Here is a 16,236-nt window from a genome sequence, read left to right on the forward strand (position 1 = left end):
TCAGCCTGCAGGATTGTCCGGGGCGTCGCCGGGCCCCTCGCGCACCCGGCCGACCTTGACGTTCGCCGGGCCGACGTCGCGGTACGCACCATGCCTGCGGTACCCCCCGGCGTTGGTCCGCTCGTTGCTGCGCTCGCCGTACGGGACGCAACCGATCGCCCGAGACCTAACCCTTGGCTTGCCTTCTGCCAGAAGTTGGCAAGGACGGCGTGCGGAGCCGGGGAATCGCCCGGCATGGACGTTCTACTACCCCTTGGAGGGTGCGTTCCGCTGACGGGGGAGTTCGTATGGAAGGCGGCGAGAGACGAGGATTGTTGTCCCCGATCCTGCTTCTCCTGATCTGGAACCGGCCCAGCCACGGCTACGACCTGATCGACCGGCTGGGGGAGCTGGGCGTGGCGGGGGTGGAGCCCGGCCATGTCTATCGGCTGCTGCGCGCCCTCGAACGCGACCAGTGCCTGGTCTCCTCCTGGACCGCCTCGCGTACGGGACCTCCGCGCCGGAAGTACGAGATCACCGCTTCGGGCCTGAGCGACCTGAAGGCCGCGATGATCCGGCTGCGGGACCTGGGAGACGTCCTGCGCGCCTGCGCGACTCTGTGGGACGAGGGACAGCGGCCGCCGTCCCACGACGCGGGGCCGTCCCGCTCCCGCGTCGCCTCGTGGCAAGGAGAGGTGGGATGACGCCTGTGTCGCCGGCCTTCGAGCGGCGGGTCGCCCCAGGACGGGCGCTCGCCGGGGAGGCCGCCTCGATCGCCCTGGCGTGCCGGGCCATGGCCCGGCGGTTCGCGTGGGGCGGTCGGCTGCTGGTCTTCGGCGACGGCGGCGCCTCGGCGGACGCCCAGCACGTGGCCGTGGAGTTCGTCCATCCGGTCATCGTCGGCAAGAGGGCCCTGCCCGCCCTCTCCCTCAGTCATGACGCCGCCCGGCTGACCGCCGTCGCCGCGACCAGCGGGTTCGAGGAGGTCTACGCCGAGCAGGTGCGCCTGCTGGCCGCCGAGCACGACATGGCGCTCGGGTTCTCCTGGGACGGCGGCTGCGCGGACGTGCTGCGCGGGCTGGAGGCGGCACACGCGCTCGGACTGCTGACCGTCGCGCTCGTGGGCGGAGAAGGCGGAGAAGGCGGGGACGGCGGCGCCGTCGGCCGCAGCCCGGCCGTGCACCACGTCCTCGGCGTCCGGTCCGGCGACCCGTGCGTGGTGCGGGAGATCCACATGACGGTCTACCACCTGCTCTGGGAGTTGGTGCACGTCTTCCTCGACCAGCCGGAGGAGGCCCGATGACCGAGGAACCGGGGGAGCGGATGTGCCTGACCTGTTCCGACCTCGCCCTGCCCATGCGCGTCGTCGAGTTGCTCGGAGACGGCCTGGCCATCGCGCAGGGGGCCGCCGGCGGCCCGCAGGAGATCAGCGTGGCCCTGGTCGAGGCCGGGCCGGGTGACGTCGTCCTGGTGCACGCCGGTGAGGCCATCGCGGTGGGAGGAGAGTGCGGATGAGCACGGCGGAAGGCGCCGGCGTCGAGGCCCTCTACCCGTCCCTGTACGTCCGGCCCACCGATCCGGATGCCCTGCTGGAGGAGGTGCGCCGCTCCTGCGCGGCCAAGGCGCACGAGATCGTCGCGCTGCGGGAGACGGTCGCCGGGCTGCACGGGGAGGAGCTGGCGCGCTGCGCGGCGCGGACGGCGGCGGCCTTCGAGTCCGGCGGGAGGCTGTTCGCCGTCGGCAACGGCGGCAGCGCCACGGACGCGCAGGCGCTGGCCCAGCTCTTCGCCCACCCGCCGCGCGGGCGGGCGCTCGCGGCGACCTGCCTGGCCGCCGACGCCGCCGTCGTCACCGCGCTGTCCAACGACGTCGGCTACGACCTGGCCTTCGCCCGCCAGGTCGCCGCCTTCGCCCGGCCCGGCGACATCGTGGTGGGCCTGTCGACGAGCGGCGGCTCGGCGAACGTGCTGCACGCCTTCGCCGAGGCGCGCCGCCGCGGCGCCCTGACCGTCGGCCTGGCCGGCGGCGACGGCGGGCGGATGGCGGCCGACGGCCTGGCCGATCACCTGTTCGTCGTGCCGTCCCCGTCGGTGCACCGGATTCAGGAGGCCCAGGTGACCCTCTACCACGTCCTGTGGGAGCTGGTGCAGCGGGCGCTGACCGGTGACGGCTGAGGGGCCCGGCCGGATCCGGATCAGGGTCGAGGGGCTGGTCCAGGGCGTCGGCTTCCGGCCGTTCGTCAGTGGCCTGGCCGGACGGCACGAGCTGGCCGGGTTCGTCGGCAACGATCCGCGCGGCGTGTTCATCGAGGCCCAGGGTGAGCCGTCGGCGCTGCGGGCCTTCGTCGCGGAGCTGGAACGGCGGGCGCCGCCGTCCGCGCTGGTCGAGAGCGTCACCGTGGCGGACGCCGAGCCCGTCGCGGAGTCGGGTTTCCGGATCGTGGCCAGCCGCGGCGAGGGCGCCCGCCAGGTGTGCGTGCCGCCGGACACGGCGCCGTGCGACGCCTGCGCGGCCGAGATCGCCGACCCGGGCGCGCGCCGGCACGGCTACGCCTTCACCAACTGCACGGCCTGCGGGCCCCGCTTCACCATCGTCACCGACCTGCCCTACGACCGGCCCAACACCACGATGGCCCCCTTCGCGATGTGCGCCCGCTGTGCGCGGGAGTACCGCGACCCCGGCGACCGGCGCTTCCACGCCCAGCCGGTGTGCTGTCCCGCGTGCGGGCCGTCGCTGCGGCTGCTGGACGCGGACGGCCGCCCCCAACCGGGCGACCCGGTCGGGAGGGCGGCGCTCTGGCTGGCGCGGGGCAGGATCCTGGCGGTCAAGGGCGTGGGCGGATACCACCTCGCGGCCGTGGCCGGGGACGAACAGGCGGTCGCCGCGCTGCGGGCCCGCAAACGCAGGGAGGGCAAGCCGTTCGCGGTGCTGGCCGCCGACCTGGCCGCGGCGCGCGAGCTGGTCCTGCTCACCCCGGCCGCCGAGCGCGTCCTGAGCGGACCGCGGCGGCCCGTCGTCCTGCTGCCGCGCCGGAGCGGGGCGCCGGTCGCCGAGGCGGTCGCGCCGGGCAACCGGGAGCTGGGGGTGATGCTGCCCGCGACGCCGCTGCACCATCTCCTGGCCGTACGGCTCGGCCGGCCCGCGGTCCTGACCAGCGGAAACCGGTCGGACGAGCCCATCGCGCACCGGGACGACGACGCCCTGGACCGGCTGTCCGGCATCGCCGACGGCTTCCTCGTCCACGACCGGCGCATCCACGTCCGGGCCGACGACTCGGTGGTGCGCCTGTTCCGCGGTCGGGAGCTGCCCGTCCGTCGCTCGCGCGGGTACGTGCCCGCTCCCGTGACGCTGCGACGGCCGCCGTCCCGGCACGTGCTGGCCTGCGGCGGCGAGCTGAAGAACACCTTCTGCCTGGTCAAGGGCCGCCACGCGGTCCTGTCGCAGCACATCGGCGACCTGGAGGGCTACGAGACCCTGCGCTCGTACGCGGAGGGGATCGGCCAATTGAGCCGGCTGTTCGGCGTCCGGCCCCGGCTCGTCGCCCACGACCTGCACCCGGAGTACCTGTCCACCAAGTACGCCTCCGGCCTCGACGGCGTCGAGCTCGTCGGCGTGCAGCACCATCACGCCCACATCGCCTCCTGCCTGGCCGACAACGGCGAGGAGGGCCCGGTGATCGGCGTCGCCCTGGACGGCCTGGGCCTGGGCTCCGACGGCACCCTGTGGGGCGGCGAGCTGCTGGTCGCCGACCTGCGGGGGTTCGAGCGGGCGGGGCACCTGGAGGCGGTGCCCATGCCCGGCGGGGCGGCGGCCGTACGGCAGCCGTGGCGCATGGGCGTGTCCTACCTCGACGCGATCTACGGCGACGCGCCGCCGGACCTGCCCTTCGTCCGGCGGCACCGGGACCGGTGGGCGGCCGTGGCGGCGCTGGCCCGCACCGGGACGAACGCGCCGCTCACGTCGAGCGCGGGCCGGCTGTTCGACGCGGTGGCCGCGATCGCCGGGCTGCGCGACCGGGTGCTCTTCGAGGGGCAGGCGGCGATCGAACTGGAGCAGTTCGCCGAGCCTGGCGAGCGGGCCGCCTACCCGGCGGCGCTGTCCGGCGGGCCGGAGCTGGTCGTGTCCGGGACCGATCTGGTGCGCGGCGCGGTCGAGGACCTGCTGGCGGGCGTGCCGACGCCGCTGGTGGCCGCGCGCTTCCACAACGGCCTGGCCCGTGTCCTGCTGCGGGCGGTGCTGGCCCTGAGCGAACGGACGGGGCTGCGCGAGGTGGCGCTGTCCGGCGGCGTCTTCCAGAACGTCGTCCTGCTGGAGCGGATGGAGGCAGGGCTGCGGGAGGCGGGCCTGCGGGTGCTCCTGCACTCGCGGGTGCCGCCCAACGACGGCGGCCTCAGCCTGGGCCAGGCCGCCGTCGCCGCCGCTCTCGACCACGCCGGATGAACCTCGCCGGATGAACCTCGCCAGATGAAGCGCCGGATGAAGCGCCGGTCGGCCGCGGCTCAGCAGATGCGCGGCAGCGGGTCCCCGACGAGCATGTCGACGATCCGGGTGCCGCCGAAGGCCGTGTCGAGCAGCACGAGCCCCGCGGGCTCGGCACGCACCCGGCCGACCACGGCCGCCTCCGCACCGAGAGGATGGCCGCGCAGCGCCTCCAGCGCCCTTCCGGCCTGCTCGCCGTCGACCACGGCGACGAACCGGCCCTCGCAGGCGACGTACAGGGGGTCGATGCCGAGCAGTTCGCAGGCGCCGTTCACCACCGGGCGGACCGGCACCGCCGACTCCTCCACCACGATGCCGAGCCGCGAGGCGCGGGCCAGCTCGTTGAGCACCGTCGCCACCCCTCCGCGCGTGGCGTCCCGCAGCACCCGCACCCCGGGGACGGCGTCGAGCAGCGCGGCGACGACGCCGTTGAGCGGCGCGGTGTCGGAGGCTAGGTCGGCCTCGATGTCCAGCTCCCCACGGGAGATCATGATGGTGACGCCGTGCTCGCCGATCGGCCCCGAGACGATGACGGCGTCGCCCGGCCTGATCGCCGACGGCGTCAGCTCCGTCTCCCGCTCCAGCACGCCCACGCCGGCGGTGGTGACGTAGCATCCGTCCGCCTTGCCGCGTTCCACGACCTTGGTGTCCCCGGTGACCACCTGGACGCCGGCGCTGTCGGCGGCGGCGGCCATCGAGCTGGCGATCCGCCGCAGGTCGGCGACCGGGAAGCCCTCCTCCAGGATGAAGCCGGCCGACAGGTACAGGGGCCGGGCCCCGCAGACGGCCAGGTCGTTGACCGTGCCGTTGACGGCGAGGTCGCCGATGTCGCCGCCGGGGAAGAACAGCGGGAAGACCACGAAGGAGTCGGTGCTGAAGGCCAGCCGCCCGCCCGCCACCCCCAGCACGGCGCCGTCGCCGAGCGGCTCCAGGATCGGGTTGCGGAACGCGTCCACGAACACGGCCTCGACCAGCGTGTGCGAGGCGCTCCCGCCCGCGCCGTGGGCCAGCGTGATGCGTTCCTCCCGCACCCGGGCCCGGCGTCCCCGGGCGCGCTCGATGCGCAGCAGCACCTCTTCCTCGCGGGTCGCCGGGCCGGCGGGCCCGCCCGCCTCGCGGACGGCCCGCTCGGCCCATCCGGCGGTGCGCTCGGTCGTCATGCCGTGGTCGCCTCCTTGGCCCGCGTGCGGGTGAACCGGCCGAAGTTGTAGTACGCGGCGCAGGCGCCCTCGGAGGACACCATGCAGGTGCCGATCGGCGTCTCCGGCGTGCACGCGGTTCCGAACACCTTGCACTCCCACGGCTTGAGCACGCCCTTGAGCACCTCGCCGCACTGGCACGCCTTCGGGTCGGCCACCCGTACGCCCGGCACCTGGAAGATCCGTTCGGCGTCGTGGGCCGCGTAGGCGTCGCGCAGGCGCAGCGCGGAGTGGGAGATGAAGCCGAGGCCGCGCCACTCGAAGTACGGGCGCAGCTCCATCACCTTCCCGATCGCCTCCAGCGCCCGGCCGTTGCCCTCCCACGGCACCACCCGCGTGTACTGGTTCTCCACCTCGGCCCGCCCCTCGGCGAGCTGCCGCAGCAGCATGTGGATCGACTGCAGCACGTCCAGCGGCTCGAACCCGCAGCAGACGAGCGGCTTGCCGTGCTCCTCGGCGATGAACGCGTACGGCCGGCAGCCGATCACGGTGGAGACGTGGCCCGGCCCGATGAAGCCGTCGAGCCGCAGGTCCGGCGAGTCCAGGATCGCCTTGATCGCAGGAATGATCATGACGTGGTTGCAGAAGACGGAGAAGTTGCCGAGCCCTTCGGCCGCGGCCCGCAGCACGGTCATCGCCGTGGACGGCGCGGTGGTCTCGAAGCCGATCGCCATGAAGACGACCCGGCGGGCGGGGTTCTGGCGGGCGATCCGCAGCGCGTCGAGCGGGGAGTACACCATGCGGATGTCCGCGCCGGCGGCCTTGGCGTCCAGGAAGGAGCCCTCGCCGCCGGGCACCCGCATCATGTCGCCGAACGAGGTCATGATCACGTCCGGTTCGCCGGCGATGGCGATCGCGTCGTCGACGCGTCCCATGGGGATCACGCAGACGGGACAGCCGGGCCCGTGGACGAGGTTCACGTTCGGCGGCAGGTAGTCCTCGACGCCGTGCTTGTAGATCGTGTGGGTGTGCCCGCCGCACACCTCCATGAAGGTGTAGCGGCGGCCGGGCTCGCACAGCTCCGCGATCCGCGCGGCCAGGGCCCGTGCCGTCCGGGCGTCGCGGTACTCGTCGACGAAGCGCATGCCGGCGCCTTTCACGTGATGTCGGATTCCGCGAGCGCCTGGAGCTCGTCGGTGTAGGCGGGGCCGAGGCCGTTCAGCAGCGCCAGCGTCGCCGCGGCCTCGCTCTCGTCGATCCTGGACATCGCGAAGCCCACGTGGACCAGGACCCAGTCACCGGGCCGGACCGGACCGTCCAGCAGGCCGACGCTGATCGCGCGGCGTACGCCGGCGACCTCGACGGTGGCCAGGTCGGCCCGGTCCGGCAGCAGCTCGACGATCTCGCCGGGGATGCCAAGACACATCGTTCCGGGATCACATCTGCTTGATCTTGATGTAGCGCCTCAGCGCCGGGAGTTCCTTCCAGAACATCCCCAGGAGCACCGCCCCGGCCAGCGCGGCCAGCAGCGTCGTACGTGGTCGCCGCATGTCTGTTCTTTCTTTCTCAGCCTGGCGGGAGGTTGGGCATGACAGGCAGGATCGGGTCGTGCTTCTTGGGGCTGATCCCCGTCGAGCGCCGGGCGTCGGCCGTGCCGTCCCGGTGGTGTCCCGCCTGCTGCTCGTACGCGCCGGGCCGGTTGCCCTGCTCGACGCCCTTGACGTGCGCCGTCGCGTCGGGTGCGACGTCGGGCTTGCCCACCTTGATGTGTGCCATGGTGCGGGTCCTACCCCCGGCGATGCCCTGCGTCGTCGAGCTGGGCGAAATACTGCGCGATCTTTGCCCATACCTGATCGCCGCCTGACATGCCGGTCCATTCACCTCGTACCAGGGCCATCAGCCGGTAGCAGTCGTCGATCGGGACCAGCCAGCACTCACCGGCCCCCCGTACGCCGTTGACGAGCAGCGCCTCGACCATCGGCCGCATGGTGCCCAGCTCCTCGGCGCGGGCGGCGATCGCCTGCCAGGCCGCGGCGTCCAGGTCGCTGCGGGTGCCGCCCAGCGGGCTCGGGTAGTGCGCGGTGGCCGAGCCGTCGGGCGCGGTGACGAAGAACGCCAGGCTCACGGGGATGCCGAGGTCGGCCGGCCGCACCCCGGTCAGCCGCAGCCGCCGTTCGGGCACCCGCAGGAAGTGGCCGTCGCCGTCCGGCTCGAACAGCAGCGCGCACGCCCGGCACGCGCACAGCACCTCCGCCGAACGCGTGTCCACGACGTGCCCGTGCTCGCCCCGGACCGGCGCCTCGCACAGCTCGCAGCGCGCGCCCGCGTCCCGGCGGCGCGCGGTCCGTCTGAGCAGGCGGCCGTGCGCGGTCGTGCTCACGCGGCGCCGCCGGGCCGGACCAGCAGCGCGTCGGCCGGGACGAAGGCGACCGGCGCGGCGCGGCTCACCTCGACCGTCTCCACCTCCGGCGCGACGGCGCGCACCGCCTGCTCGACGGCCAGCCGTACGGGCTCCGACCCGGACGAGCAGCCGCCCGTCAGCCGCACCCGCGCGACGTCGTCCGTCACGTCGGCGAGCCGCGCCTCCACCCCCTGGGCGCGCAGGGCGCCGGCCAGGCCGTCGAGCGCGCGCTCGACCCGCCGCCGGAGCGGCTCGGGATGGATGTCGTGCAGGACCAGCAGGTGGCCGAGCAGCTCGTCGTCGGCCAGGGCGGCGGCGACGGCGGACCCGGCCGGAGCCCGGTCCATGACCCGGGCCAGGGCCTCGCCGTAGACCTCGGCGAGGATGGCGACGGCGTCGAGCGCCGTCTCCGCCGTCGGGCCGGGCGTGCCCTCCAGCCGCCCCAGGGTCTCCTCCAGCCGCTCCAGCAGGCGGGCCACCGCCTGGTCGTCCAGGCGGTCCGGCTCAGCCATGGCTCGCGCCGAACATCGGCGAGTGCAGCTTCTTCACCGTGCGTCCCTTGCCGACGTACATGTGCACGCCGCAGGGCAGGCAGGGGTCGAAGCTGCGCACCGCGCGCATGATGTCGACGCCCTTGAAGTCGTCCGGGCCGTTCTCCTCGAAGATCGGCATGTCCTGGACGGCGTCCTCGTACGGGCCGGGCGTGCCGAAGCTGTCGCGCGGGCTGCCGTTCCAGGGCGTGGGCGGGTATGGGTGGTAGTTGGCGATCTTGCCGTCCCGGATGACCATGTGGTGGGAGAGCACGCCGCGCACCGCCTCGTGGAACCCGACGCCGATGGCCTCCTCCGGCACGGCGAAGTCGGTGAACACCTTGGTGTCCCCGGCGCGCATGCGCTCCATGGCCTGCTCGACGAAGTACACCGCCATGGCCGCGGCGTAGGCCACGAAGTACACCCGGGCCCGGTTGCGTTCCAGGGCGTTGGACCAGGGCGGGATGCGCCACTCCAGGGTCGTCTCCGGCAGGTCGCGACCCTTCGGCAGCGAGATCTGCACCGACGAGCCCGTCGCCTTCACGTACGGGGTGTCCACGATGCCCGACAGGGCGGTGACGTACAGGCGGGCGAAGGCGCCGCCGCCGGTGTCGAGCGCGAGATGGTCGCCGGTGCGCGGGTCGAGCCACCGGGGGCTCATGACCCAGCTGTAGTTGCCCTCGAAGTCGCGTTTCTGCGGCGCGGGCAGGGTCGTCTGGTTCCACGGGTGCCGCATGTCGATCGGGTTGCCGAGCGGGTCGTGCGTGACGAACGGCTCCTCGGCGGTCCAGTCGTCGTAGTACGAGCTGCCGAGCAGGATGCGGATGCCGAGGTTGATGTCGACGAGGTTGTTGGTGACCAGCTCGCCGTCCACCACGATGCCCGGGGTGACGAACATGGCCTTGCCCCAGTCGTTCATCGTCTCGTAGCGGTAGTCGACCACGGCCGGGTCCTGGAAGGCCCCCCAGCAGCCGAGCAGGATCCGGCGGCGGCCGACCTCCTCGTAGCCGGGCAGTGCCTCGTAGAAGAAGTCGAACACGTCGTTGTTCAGCGCGACGGCCTTCTTGACGAAGTCCACCACGCCGAGCAGGCGCGAGAGGTAGTCGGTGAACAACGTCGGCTCCGGCATCGTGCCGACCCCGCCCGGATAGACCGTCGACGGGTGGACGTGCCGGCCCTCCATCAGGCAGAACATCTCCCGCGTGACGCGGCTGATCCGCAGCGCCTCCTTGTAGATGTCGCCCTCGAACGGGTTGAACGCCTCCATGATGTCGGCGATCGTGCGCTTGCCGTGGATCGCCGCCCCGGGCGCCTCGGTGGTCCTGGCCCGCGCCAGCAGCGTCGGGTTGGTCTCCTTGACCATCGCCTCGCAGAAGTCCACGAAGACCAGGTTGTCCTGGAAGATCGTGTGGTCGAACATGTACTCGGCTGCTTCGCCGAGGTTGACGATCCACTCGGCCATCGGCGGCGTCTTGATGCCGTACGCCATGTTCTGGGCGTACATCGAGCAGGTGGTGTGGTTGTCGCCGCAGATGCCGCAGATCCGGCTGGTGATGAAGCCCGCGTCCCTGGGGTCCTTGCCCTTCATGAACACCGAGTAGCCGCGGAACAGCGAGGAGGTGCTGTGGCACTCGGCGACCCGCTGGTTGGCGAAGTCGATCTTCGTGTAGACGCCCAGGTTGCCGATGATGCGTGTGATGGGATCCCACGACATCTCGACGAGCTCTCCCGGTGGTCGCCGGTCGGGCGCTTCCTGCTCGGAGATGGCCATGTGCTGATGTGTCCTCTCTGGCGTCGCGGGCCCCTTACGGGCGCCACCGCGGATCGAAGCCGCTGGTCAGCGCGTCACGGTTGTGCCGCCACCGCGGCTCGGCGTTCGCGGTGTTGTTGGTGATGCCGCGCATGCGGCGGATGAACGCCCCGTAGGGCTTGATCAGCATCGAGGACAGGCTGCTGCCCGGCGGCATGTCCATGAACGGCATGAACTTGTCGGGGAAGCCGGGCATCGTGCAGCCGATGCAGATCCCGCCGACGTTCGGGCAGCCGCCCACCCCGTTCATCCAGCCGCGTTTGGGCACGTTGCAGTTGACGACCGGGCCCCAGCAGCCGACCTTCACCTGGCACTTGGGCGAGTTGTAGTCCTTGGCGAAGTCGGCCTGCTCGTAGTAGGCGGCACGGTCGCAGCCCTCGTGCACGGTCCTGCCGAACAGCCACTGGGGACGCAGCAGCGCGTCCAGCGGCGGCGGCGGCGCCGAACCGGCCGCGTGCTGCAGGACCCAGGTGAGGGTCTCCATGAAGTTCTCCGGCTGCACCGGACAGCCCGGCACGTTCACGATGGGCAGCCCGCCGGCCGACCGGAAGTCCCAGCCCAGGTAGTCGGCCAGGCCCATGCAGCCGGTCGGGTTGCCCGCCATGGCGTGGATGCCGCCGTAGGTGGCGCAGGTCCCGATCGCGACGACCGCCCAGGCGTTGGGGGCGAGCAGGTCGATCCAGGTGTTGAGGGTCATCGGCTCGCCCGTGTCCGGGTCGTTGCCGAACGACGTCCAGTAGCCCTCTCCGTTGATCCTCTCGTTGGGGACGGACCCCTCCAGCACGAAGATGAACGGCTCCAGCTCGCCGCGCGCCGCGGCCCGGAACGGGGCCAGGAAGTCCTCCCCGCCCAACGTCGGGGACAGGACCTTGTTGTGCAGGTGCACCTTCGGCAGCCCCGGCACGAGGCCGGTGACGACGTCCTCGATGGCGGGCTGGGACGCGGCCGTCACGGAGACGGTGTCGCCGTCGCAGCTCATGCCCTCGGAGATCCACAGGATGTGCATCTCGTCGAATCCGCTCTTCTGGTCGGCCATGTCACGTCTCTCCTTCACGTCAGCGGCCTGGTCTCCAGCCGGTGCCGGCGGGACTGTCAGGCGGTTCCGGGAACCGGTTCGAACGTGATCGACTCCACCACGACGCGCTCGTCCGTGATGCTCTCCACGTCCATCCCGCCGCAGCTCCGGCAGGCGAGCAGGTCCGTGGCGGTGCGGGCCTCCTGCTCGGCGCCGCATCCCGCGCAGCGCATCAGGTACGGCACGGTGACGAGTTCGACGGTCGCGTCCTGCACGACCGTGCCCGCGGCGGCCAGGCGGAAGCCCGTGTCGATGACCCGCGGATCCACCGGGTGCCCGCCGACGAGGACGCGCACCGCGTTCACCCGGCGTCCACCGGCCCGTCCCAGCGCGGCCTCCACGATCGCGTCGCACAGCCCCAGTTCATGCATCGGTGGTCTCCTTCTCGATCTTTCCCGCCGCCTCCTGCCAGGCCAGCTCCGCGACGAGGCGGACGGCCCCCTCCACGGCGGCGGCCACCGGCTCGGACAGCTCCATCACCTCGTCCAGGACCGCGGGCCGGCAGCCCACGATCACGACCCGCTCGACGCCGCCGCCGAGGTGGTTCAGCAGCCGGAGCACGGCGTCCGGATGCAGCCCGTGCCCGTCGATCGCCACGTCGCCCCCGGACGGCCGGTCGTCGGCCTCGATGACGGCCAGCGTTCCCGGCGGGCCGTCGAGCGGGACGGCGTCGACCAGGATCAGGGTGTCGTAGCGGCCGTCCAGCAGCTCGTAGGCGAGGTGGACGCCGCGGATGCCGTAGTCGGCGACGTCGGCCGTCGCGGGCAGCTCCGCCCGGTCCAGGCGCCTGACCACCTCGACGCCGAAGCCGTCATCGCCCAGGAACACGTTCCCGATGCCGGCCACGAGCACGTTACGGGAACCCCCGGTCACATTACGGGAACCACCGGTGCTCATCCCGCCTCCAGGGGCTCGACCTCGTCGAGGGTGAAGTAGCGGTAGCGCCCGTACCAGCGGTTCAGGTCGGCGCCCGGGTCGTCCTCGACGGTGACGGCCAGGTGCCAGGTGTCGTCCACGTCCTGGAGGACGTCCTCGACCAGGCCGGTCCTGCCGTCGAGGAACATGTCCTGGGGGTCGGTGCCCGACCGTCGCGGCCGGAGCCTGACCCGGCTTCCCTTCGAGACCTCCACCCCGGCGACCGTCACGCCGTCCACCGCCGCCGCGGCCCGGCGGGAGCGGACCGTGCCGTGCAGCCGTGACAGAGCGGCGGGCGGCATGGAGTCGACGCGGTCGATGATCTCCGCGGCCCGCGCGTCGGTGGCGCGGGCCTCCCGCTTCTCGGCGTCGGTGAGCGTGAGGGTGCGCAGCGACAGGATCTCGTCGATCTCCGTGGCGTCGTGCAGGTCGCCGGGGCTTTCGGGGGCCACGCGCGGGTGGTCGTACAGGATGATCGGGGAGGAGAGCACGACGTCCCGCGCGCCGGGCGTACCGGCCAGCACGGGGAAGGTGCCCGTGTTGACACAGTCGCGGACCGCCGCCGCGGCCCATTCCGGCGGGTCGAGCAGGGAGACGAACGAGCCGCCGCGCGTGGCGAGCAGAGTATGGCAGCTCAGGAGCGAGGCGCGCAGCGCGTCCTCGCGGGCGGCGTCGGCGGGGGTGGCCGGGTCGTCGTTCTCGACGCGGCAGCGCAGGCGCAGCAGCGGGGACGCCGTCGCGCACCGCGTGGCCGAGACGGCGGCCGACGCCCGGATCGCCGACCGGCTGACGACGATCCGGCCGCCGTCCAGCGGCCGGATCTCCTCGCCCGCCGGCACGCCGACGGTGATCCGCCGCTCGCCCGCGAGCAGTTCGGTCGTGCCGGCACGCAGGTCGAACTCGCGCGGCACGGCCTCGTCGAAGCTCAGTTCCAGCGTGGGCCCGTCCCCCAGGGAGTCGACCGGCCGCCAGGCGCCGTCGGCGTCCCGGCGCTGCACCTGACGCCGCTGCTGGTGCAGGAAGCGGATCCGCAGCTCGACCGTGACCTCGCCGTCCGCTTCGAGCAGGCATTCCGTCTGCTGGCACCACGATTCGGCCGAGCCCGCCACGCCCGCGCCGGTGAGCCCCCGGGCCCGTGCCCAGGCGGGCGGCAGCAGCACGCCGAACTGCCACCGGACGCGGTTCTTGCCGGAGGAGCGGCGGTAGGGGTACAGCAGGTACCCCTCGTACAGGATCGCGTCGGCGATCGCACGGACGCTGTCGAAGGTGTCATCCGGACCCACGGTGTCCGGTATAGCAAGAGATGCACACGTACGGTAAGTAAGCTTATACAGTGTGTGCCGAAGTCACCTAGCGCTACCGGCGCCGGAGTGGCCACCCCCCATCAGGGGCCGCCCCCCTGCTTTGCCGGTCCTGACCCTGGCCGTTCCGGCAACGCGTTCCTCCTGGCCTCCCCCACGCAGGACGGCAAGCAGCGCCCACCCCACCGGCCTGCCGTCCTGCTGCTGACCATCACCGCCTTCGGCACTTCCACCTTCGGCTGCCCGCGCATCGCCACGGTCGCCTCGGCCGCCACCTTCGGCTCAGCCGCCGCCGGTGTGCCAGGAGATCATGACGCTTCCGTTCGCCGCCGACGGCACAGAGCACCGGTCCGAGGGCTTCCCGGACCGGCGCTCTCGTGTGTCAGCCGCCGGCGCTGAAGGACCTCGCGCCGTTACCGTAGACGGTCATGTCCACCCAGGGGTGCGATTCCTGTATGCAGGAGACGTACGGGACCAAACAGAAGACGCCCTGGGTACGCTTGCGCCATTGGGCCGCTCCCCGGCCGCCGTTGCTCACGAGCGACTCGTGACCCTTGAACGACCAGCCCACCATGTAGACCTCGGCCCACCTGGTGTGGAAGTGGGCGCTGGTGATCCGGGAGCCGTCGCGGCAGTAGTCCATTCTCTGGAAATACTTCCAGAGCCATTGGCCGACGCGGTTCTTGCCGCCCCGGTAGCCGGTATAGATCCAGCAGGAACTCGCCATGATCTGCGTGCGTTCCTCCGCCGAGACGATGACATCGTTCTGGGCGAGCTTCGCGAGATAATCCTCGCTGGAGATGGAGTCCAGCGGTTCCTCGCCGTTCTCCGTGGTGGCCAGTTCGGTGTCGGGATCCGTAAGAGACGACGAGACCTTCTGGGACGTCCTGCTCTCCGCTCCCGCCGCGGGCGCGAACATCAAGCAGGCGAGCGCCGCCGCCAGCAGCACGACAAACGCATGCCGTACGGGCGGAACACGCCTTCGCAAGCTTCGCATGGCTGTCCTTTTCCGCGATTCCCAAGAATCGCATATCGGCCTGAACGAACGAACCTTTCACCGGTATTACGTTCCTGGACGGCGAGCTCGACAGAATTCATCGCCGATTTCCGGCCGGGCGGTTCATGGCCCGTCGCACGGGAGCCGTCGCACGGCGATACCGCATCTCGACGGCGGCGGCCGATTCGCCGCGCGCGACGCCGATCTGTCCCCAGGTGGCGCCTTCCATTCGCAGGCGGACCACATGGCGGATCTCGGGGTCGAGCAGTGCGATCAAGGATGCCGCGCGCCTGGCCTCGTCCCCGTCGGCCACGGCGTCCTCGAAGCCGTGGGGACGTGGCATGAGTGCCGCGTGGCGGCGTAACACCAGTTCGCGAGCCGTCCGGCGGTGGTGGTCGACCACGAGCCGCGCCGTGACTGTGGCGAGGAAGGGCCACGCCCGTTCCTCCTCCAGACCGGCGAAGGTGGCGGTACGCAGCAACGCGTCCTGGACGACGTCCTCCGCGTCCGCCCCCGCCCCCATGCGTATCGCCAAGGCCAGCAGTCGCGGCCGGTACGCCATCAGGACATGCCAACGTTGTTCTGTGACATTCATGCCACGGCCCTCTCCGTTTCCATGCATACGAAAGAGCCCGGACAAAGTCGCCCGTAAGATCGCAGACATGCGGAACCGCCGCACCAGGACCACCGCCGGACGTTTCCGGGCCACCTGAGCTTGGCCCGATCGACCCCGGCCCGGCTCATCGCACGCGCTCGGCGGTCACCCCTATGACCGCCGATTCACACCCCGGACACACACCGACGTGCTCATGGCCGGCTCCCGCCCCCCTGCGTTTCCCCTCCGTTCGAGGCGCCGGGCGCCTCCGACCGGCCTTCGCTCTGGCTCTCGGCTCTGAACAGATCGAAGCAGTTTGCGACCTTGTCCGGATCGAGCTGGGGAGCGCGCCGTCCGGATCCATGGGATTCCCGTCCGCTTGCCAGGGCACCGGGAGGTCAGGTGATTCCCGGCCACGCCCGTCACCACCCACCGAGCGACTGAATGATGCGCCGTTCGCATATCGAGCTGCCTGGCCTGGGCTGTGGTGGTGTGCGCTGATCGTGCCGAAGGGGCGACACCAGCCGCCATAGAGGCTCTGACCTGGAGAATCAACTCCTCGCTTGCAACCCGGCGAGTGTCTGTTGAGCGATCGTCTCGTCGGGCCCCGACCGCATCACGCTCGCCTCCATGACTGCGGCCTTGATCCGGTTGGATGACGGTGTACAGCCACGTACGTGGACCGCGGGCCCGGCGATTTCGCAGAGGTTTCCCGTGGTCATGGTGCACGGCGGGCCAGGAGTTCCCGACCATCTCGCCCCGGTCGCCGGCGTCATCGACGACCTGCGCCTGGTCCGCCGCTATGACCAGCGCGGCACCGGTGGCTCGTGCCGGGAGGGAGAGCACACGATCGCCCGCCATCTTGACGACTTGGCGTTGTCGCTCGATGCGTGGGGACACGACCAGGCTGTGCTGAAGGATGAGGAGTTCGAGAGCGACCCGGCGGCGGCTCGCACGGGTCCAGCTCGGCCTTCCCGGTGACCATGCCTTAGATGTACTGGAGGGCGACGTACTG

20 protein-coding genes are annotated in these 16,236 nt (G+C 71.9%); 6 read left to right on the plus strand and 14 right to left on the minus strand.

The genetic code is table 11. From position 1 onward, the window contains the following. Nucleotides 1-314: 314 nt before the first annotated feature. Genes ACIBQ6_RS00220 through hypF form a run of 5 tightly spaced genes read left to right on the plus strand, consistent with a single transcriptional unit; the run spans nt 315 to nt 4,419 of the window. A complete protein-coding gene (locus tag ACIBQ6_RS00220; protein ID WP_397209452.1) occupies nt 315-683 on the plus strand; it encodes a PadR family transcriptional regulator in 369 nt (122 codons plus the stop codon). Beyond that, entirely contained in the window at nt 680-1,282 is a 603-nt protein-coding gene (locus ACIBQ6_RS00225) for an SIS domain-containing protein (protein WP_397209453.1), read from the plus strand. Before ACIBQ6_RS00220 ends, ACIBQ6_RS00225 begins: the two co-directional genes overlap by 4 nt. Beyond that, nucleotides 1,279-1,494, plus strand: a complete 216-nt coding sequence (locus tag ACIBQ6_RS00230; RefSeq protein WP_397209454.1) for a HypC/HybG/HupF family hydrogenase formation chaperone — start codon at nt 1,279-1,281, stop codon at nt 1,492-1,494. Before ACIBQ6_RS00225 ends, ACIBQ6_RS00230 begins: the two co-directional genes overlap by 4 nt. Continuing rightward, nucleotides 1,491-2,153, plus strand: coding sequence for an SIS domain-containing protein (locus ACIBQ6_RS00235; protein WP_397159175.1), 663 nt, complete (start codon nt 1,491-1,493; stop codon nt 2,151-2,153). The genes ACIBQ6_RS00230 and ACIBQ6_RS00235 overlap by 4 nt, the downstream gene beginning before the upstream one ends. Further along, a complete protein-coding gene (gene hypF / locus ACIBQ6_RS00240) occupies nt 2,143-4,419 on the plus strand; it encodes a carbamoyltransferase HypF (protein ID WP_397209455.1) in 2,277 nt (758 codons plus the stop codon). Before ACIBQ6_RS00235 ends, hypF begins: the two co-directional genes overlap by 11 nt. A 59-nt stretch (nt 4,420-4,478) precedes the next feature. On the opposite strand, the gene hypE is transcribed toward hypF, so the two are convergent. The 14 genes from hypE to ACIBQ6_RS00310 form a co-directional block, all read right to left on the minus strand. Then, nucleotides 4,479-5,618, minus strand: coding sequence for a hydrogenase expression/formation protein HypE (hypE, locus tag ACIBQ6_RS00245; RefSeq protein WP_397209456.1), 1,140 nt, complete (start codon nt 5,616-5,618; stop codon nt 4,479-4,481). Continuing rightward, the gene (hypD, locus tag ACIBQ6_RS00250) at nt 5,615-6,742 is read right to left on the minus strand and encodes a hydrogenase formation protein HypD (protein WP_358295840.1); all 1,128 of its coding nucleotides are present in this window, start codon (nt 6,740-6,742) and stop codon (nt 5,615-5,617) included. The genes hypE and hypD overlap by 4 nt, the downstream gene beginning before the upstream one ends. An 11-nt stretch (nt 6,743-6,753) precedes the next feature. Next, nucleotides 6,754-7,023, minus strand: coding sequence for a HypC/HybG/HupF family hydrogenase formation chaperone (locus tag ACIBQ6_RS00255; RefSeq protein WP_357707649.1), 270 nt, complete (start codon nt 7,021-7,023; stop codon nt 6,754-6,756). 10 nt (nt 7,024-7,033) lie between these two features. Next, the gene (locus tag ACIBQ6_RS00260; protein WP_397209457.1) at nt 7,034-7,147 is read right to left on the minus strand and encodes a DUF6893 family small protein; all 114 of its coding nucleotides are present in this window, start codon (nt 7,145-7,147) and stop codon (nt 7,034-7,036) included. A 16-nt stretch (nt 7,148-7,163) separates the two neighbouring features. After that, entirely contained in the window at nt 7,164-7,373 is a 210-nt protein-coding gene (locus ACIBQ6_RS00265) for a hypothetical protein (protein ID WP_357707651.1), read from the minus strand. A 10-nt stretch (nt 7,374-7,383) separates the two neighbouring features. Further along, nucleotides 7,384-7,977, minus strand: coding sequence for a DUF5947 family protein (locus ACIBQ6_RS00270; RefSeq protein WP_397209459.1), 594 nt, complete (start codon nt 7,975-7,977; stop codon nt 7,384-7,386). Continuing rightward, nucleotides 7,974-8,510, minus strand: coding sequence for a NifU family protein (locus tag ACIBQ6_RS00275; protein ID WP_357988347.1), 537 nt, complete (start codon nt 8,508-8,510; stop codon nt 7,974-7,976). Before ACIBQ6_RS00275 ends, ACIBQ6_RS00270 begins: the two co-directional genes overlap by 4 nt. Then, nucleotides 8,503-10,299, minus strand: a complete 1,797-nt coding sequence (locus ACIBQ6_RS00280; RefSeq protein WP_397209460.1) for a nickel-dependent hydrogenase large subunit — start codon at nt 10,297-10,299, stop codon at nt 8,503-8,505. Before ACIBQ6_RS00280 ends, ACIBQ6_RS00275 begins: the two co-directional genes overlap by 8 nt. Nucleotides 10,300-10,333: 34 nt before the next feature. After that, the gene (locus ACIBQ6_RS00285; protein WP_358295853.1) at nt 10,334-11,374 is read right to left on the minus strand and encodes a hydrogenase expression protein HypE; all 1,041 of its coding nucleotides are present in this window, start codon (nt 11,372-11,374) and stop codon (nt 10,334-10,336) included. Between the two features lie 56 nt (nt 11,375-11,430). Next, complete coding sequence (locus ACIBQ6_RS00290) at nt 11,431-11,784, minus strand: hydrogenase maturation nickel metallochaperone HypA (RefSeq protein ID WP_358295855.1); 354 nt, start codon at nt 11,782-11,784, stop codon at nt 11,431-11,433. Beyond that, nucleotides 11,777-12,286 carry a hydrogenase maturation protease gene (locus ACIBQ6_RS00295; protein ID WP_358295858.1) on the minus strand — a complete coding sequence of 170 codons (510 nt, stop codon included), beginning with the start codon at nt 12,284-12,286 and terminating at the stop codon, nt 11,777-11,779. The genes ACIBQ6_RS00290 and ACIBQ6_RS00295 overlap by 8 nt, the downstream gene beginning before the upstream one ends. A gap of 20 nt (nt 12,287-12,306) precedes the next feature. Continuing rightward, nucleotides 12,307-13,611 carry a hypothetical protein gene (locus ACIBQ6_RS00300; RefSeq protein ID WP_397209461.1) on the minus strand — a complete coding sequence of 435 codons (1,305 nt, stop codon included), beginning with the start codon at nt 13,609-13,611 and terminating at the stop codon, nt 12,307-12,309. Nucleotides 13,612-14,011: 400 nt separating this feature from the next. Then, nucleotides 14,012-14,578, minus strand: a complete 567-nt coding sequence (locus ACIBQ6_RS00305) for a hypothetical protein (RefSeq protein WP_358295863.1) — start codon at nt 14,576-14,578, stop codon at nt 14,012-14,014. A gap of 145 nt (nt 14,579-14,723) precedes the next feature. Continuing rightward, on the minus strand, nt 14,724-15,221 hold the full coding sequence (locus tag ACIBQ6_RS00310) for an RNA polymerase sigma factor (protein ID WP_397209462.1): 498 nt from the start codon (nt 15,219-15,221) through the stop codon (nt 14,724-14,726). 630 nt (nt 15,222-15,851) lie between these two features. On the opposite strand from ACIBQ6_RS00310, the gene ACIBQ6_RS00315 reads away from it, so the two are divergent. Then, nucleotides 15,852-16,202 (plus strand): alpha/beta fold hydrolase, encoded by a 351-nt coding sequence (locus ACIBQ6_RS00315; protein WP_397209463.1) that lies wholly within the window; start codon nt 15,852-15,854, stop codon nt 16,200-16,202. The last annotated feature ends 34 nt before the right edge of the window (nt 16,203-16,236 follow it).

Origin of the sequence: Nonomuraea sp. NPDC049655 (assembly GCF_044465465.1) — a bacterium.
Taxonomy (GTDB): Bacteria; Actinomycetota; Actinomycetes; order Streptosporangiales; family Streptosporangiaceae; genus Nonomuraea.

What these genes read in the sequence shown, in the direction of transcription:
- ACIBQ6_RS00275 (WP_357988347.1), bottom strand. Translation starts at nt 8,510, where the DNA reads ATGGCTGAGCCGGACCGCCTGGACGACCAGGCGGTGGCCCGCCTGCTG.
- ACIBQ6_RS00290 (WP_358295855.1), bottom strand. Translation starts at nt 11,784, where the DNA reads ATGCATGAACTGGGGCTGTGCGACGCGATCGTGGAGGCCGCGCTGGGA.
- ACIBQ6_RS00255 (WP_357707649.1), bottom strand. Translation starts at nt 7,023, where the DNA reads ATGTGTCTTGGCATCCCCGGCGAGATCGTCGAGCTGCTGCCGGACCGG.
- ACIBQ6_RS00315 (WP_397209463.1), top strand. Translation starts at nt 15,852, where the DNA reads ATGACTGCGGCCTTGATCCGGTTGGATGACGGTGTACAGCCACGTACG.
- ACIBQ6_RS00235 (WP_397159175.1), top strand. Translation starts at nt 1,491, where the DNA reads ATGAGCACGGCGGAAGGCGCCGGCGTCGAGGCCCTCTACCCGTCCCTG.
- ACIBQ6_RS00285 (WP_358295853.1), bottom strand. Translation starts at nt 11,374, where the DNA reads ATGGCCGACCAGAAGAGCGGATTCGACGAGATGCACATCCTGTGGATC.
- hypD (WP_358295840.1), bottom strand. Translation starts at nt 6,742, where the DNA reads ATGCGCTTCGTCGACGAGTACCGCGACGCCCGGACGGCACGGGCCCTG.
- hypE (WP_397209456.1), bottom strand. Translation starts at nt 5,618, where the DNA reads ATGACGACCGAGCGCACCGCCGGATGGGCCGAGCGGGCCGTCCGCGAG.
- ACIBQ6_RS00260 (WP_397209457.1), bottom strand. Translation starts at nt 7,147, where the DNA reads ATGCGGCGACCACGTACGACGCTGCTGGCCGCGCTGGCCGGGGCGGTG.
- ACIBQ6_RS00310 (WP_397209462.1), bottom strand. Translation starts at nt 15,221, where the DNA reads ATGAATGTCACAGAACAACGTTGGCATGTCCTGATGGCGTACCGGCCG.
- ACIBQ6_RS00230 (WP_397209454.1), top strand. Translation starts at nt 1,279, where the DNA reads ATGACCGAGGAACCGGGGGAGCGGATGTGCCTGACCTGTTCCGACCTC.
- ACIBQ6_RS00225 (WP_397209453.1), top strand. Translation starts at nt 680, where the DNA reads ATGACGCCTGTGTCGCCGGCCTTCGAGCGGCGGGTCGCCCCAGGACGG.
- ACIBQ6_RS00280 (WP_397209460.1), bottom strand. Translation starts at nt 10,299, where the DNA reads ATGGCCATCTCCGAGCAGGAAGCGCCCGACCGGCGACCACCGGGAGAG.
- ACIBQ6_RS00265 (WP_357707651.1), bottom strand. Translation starts at nt 7,373, where the DNA reads ATGGCACACATCAAGGTGGGCAAGCCCGACGTCGCACCCGACGCGACG.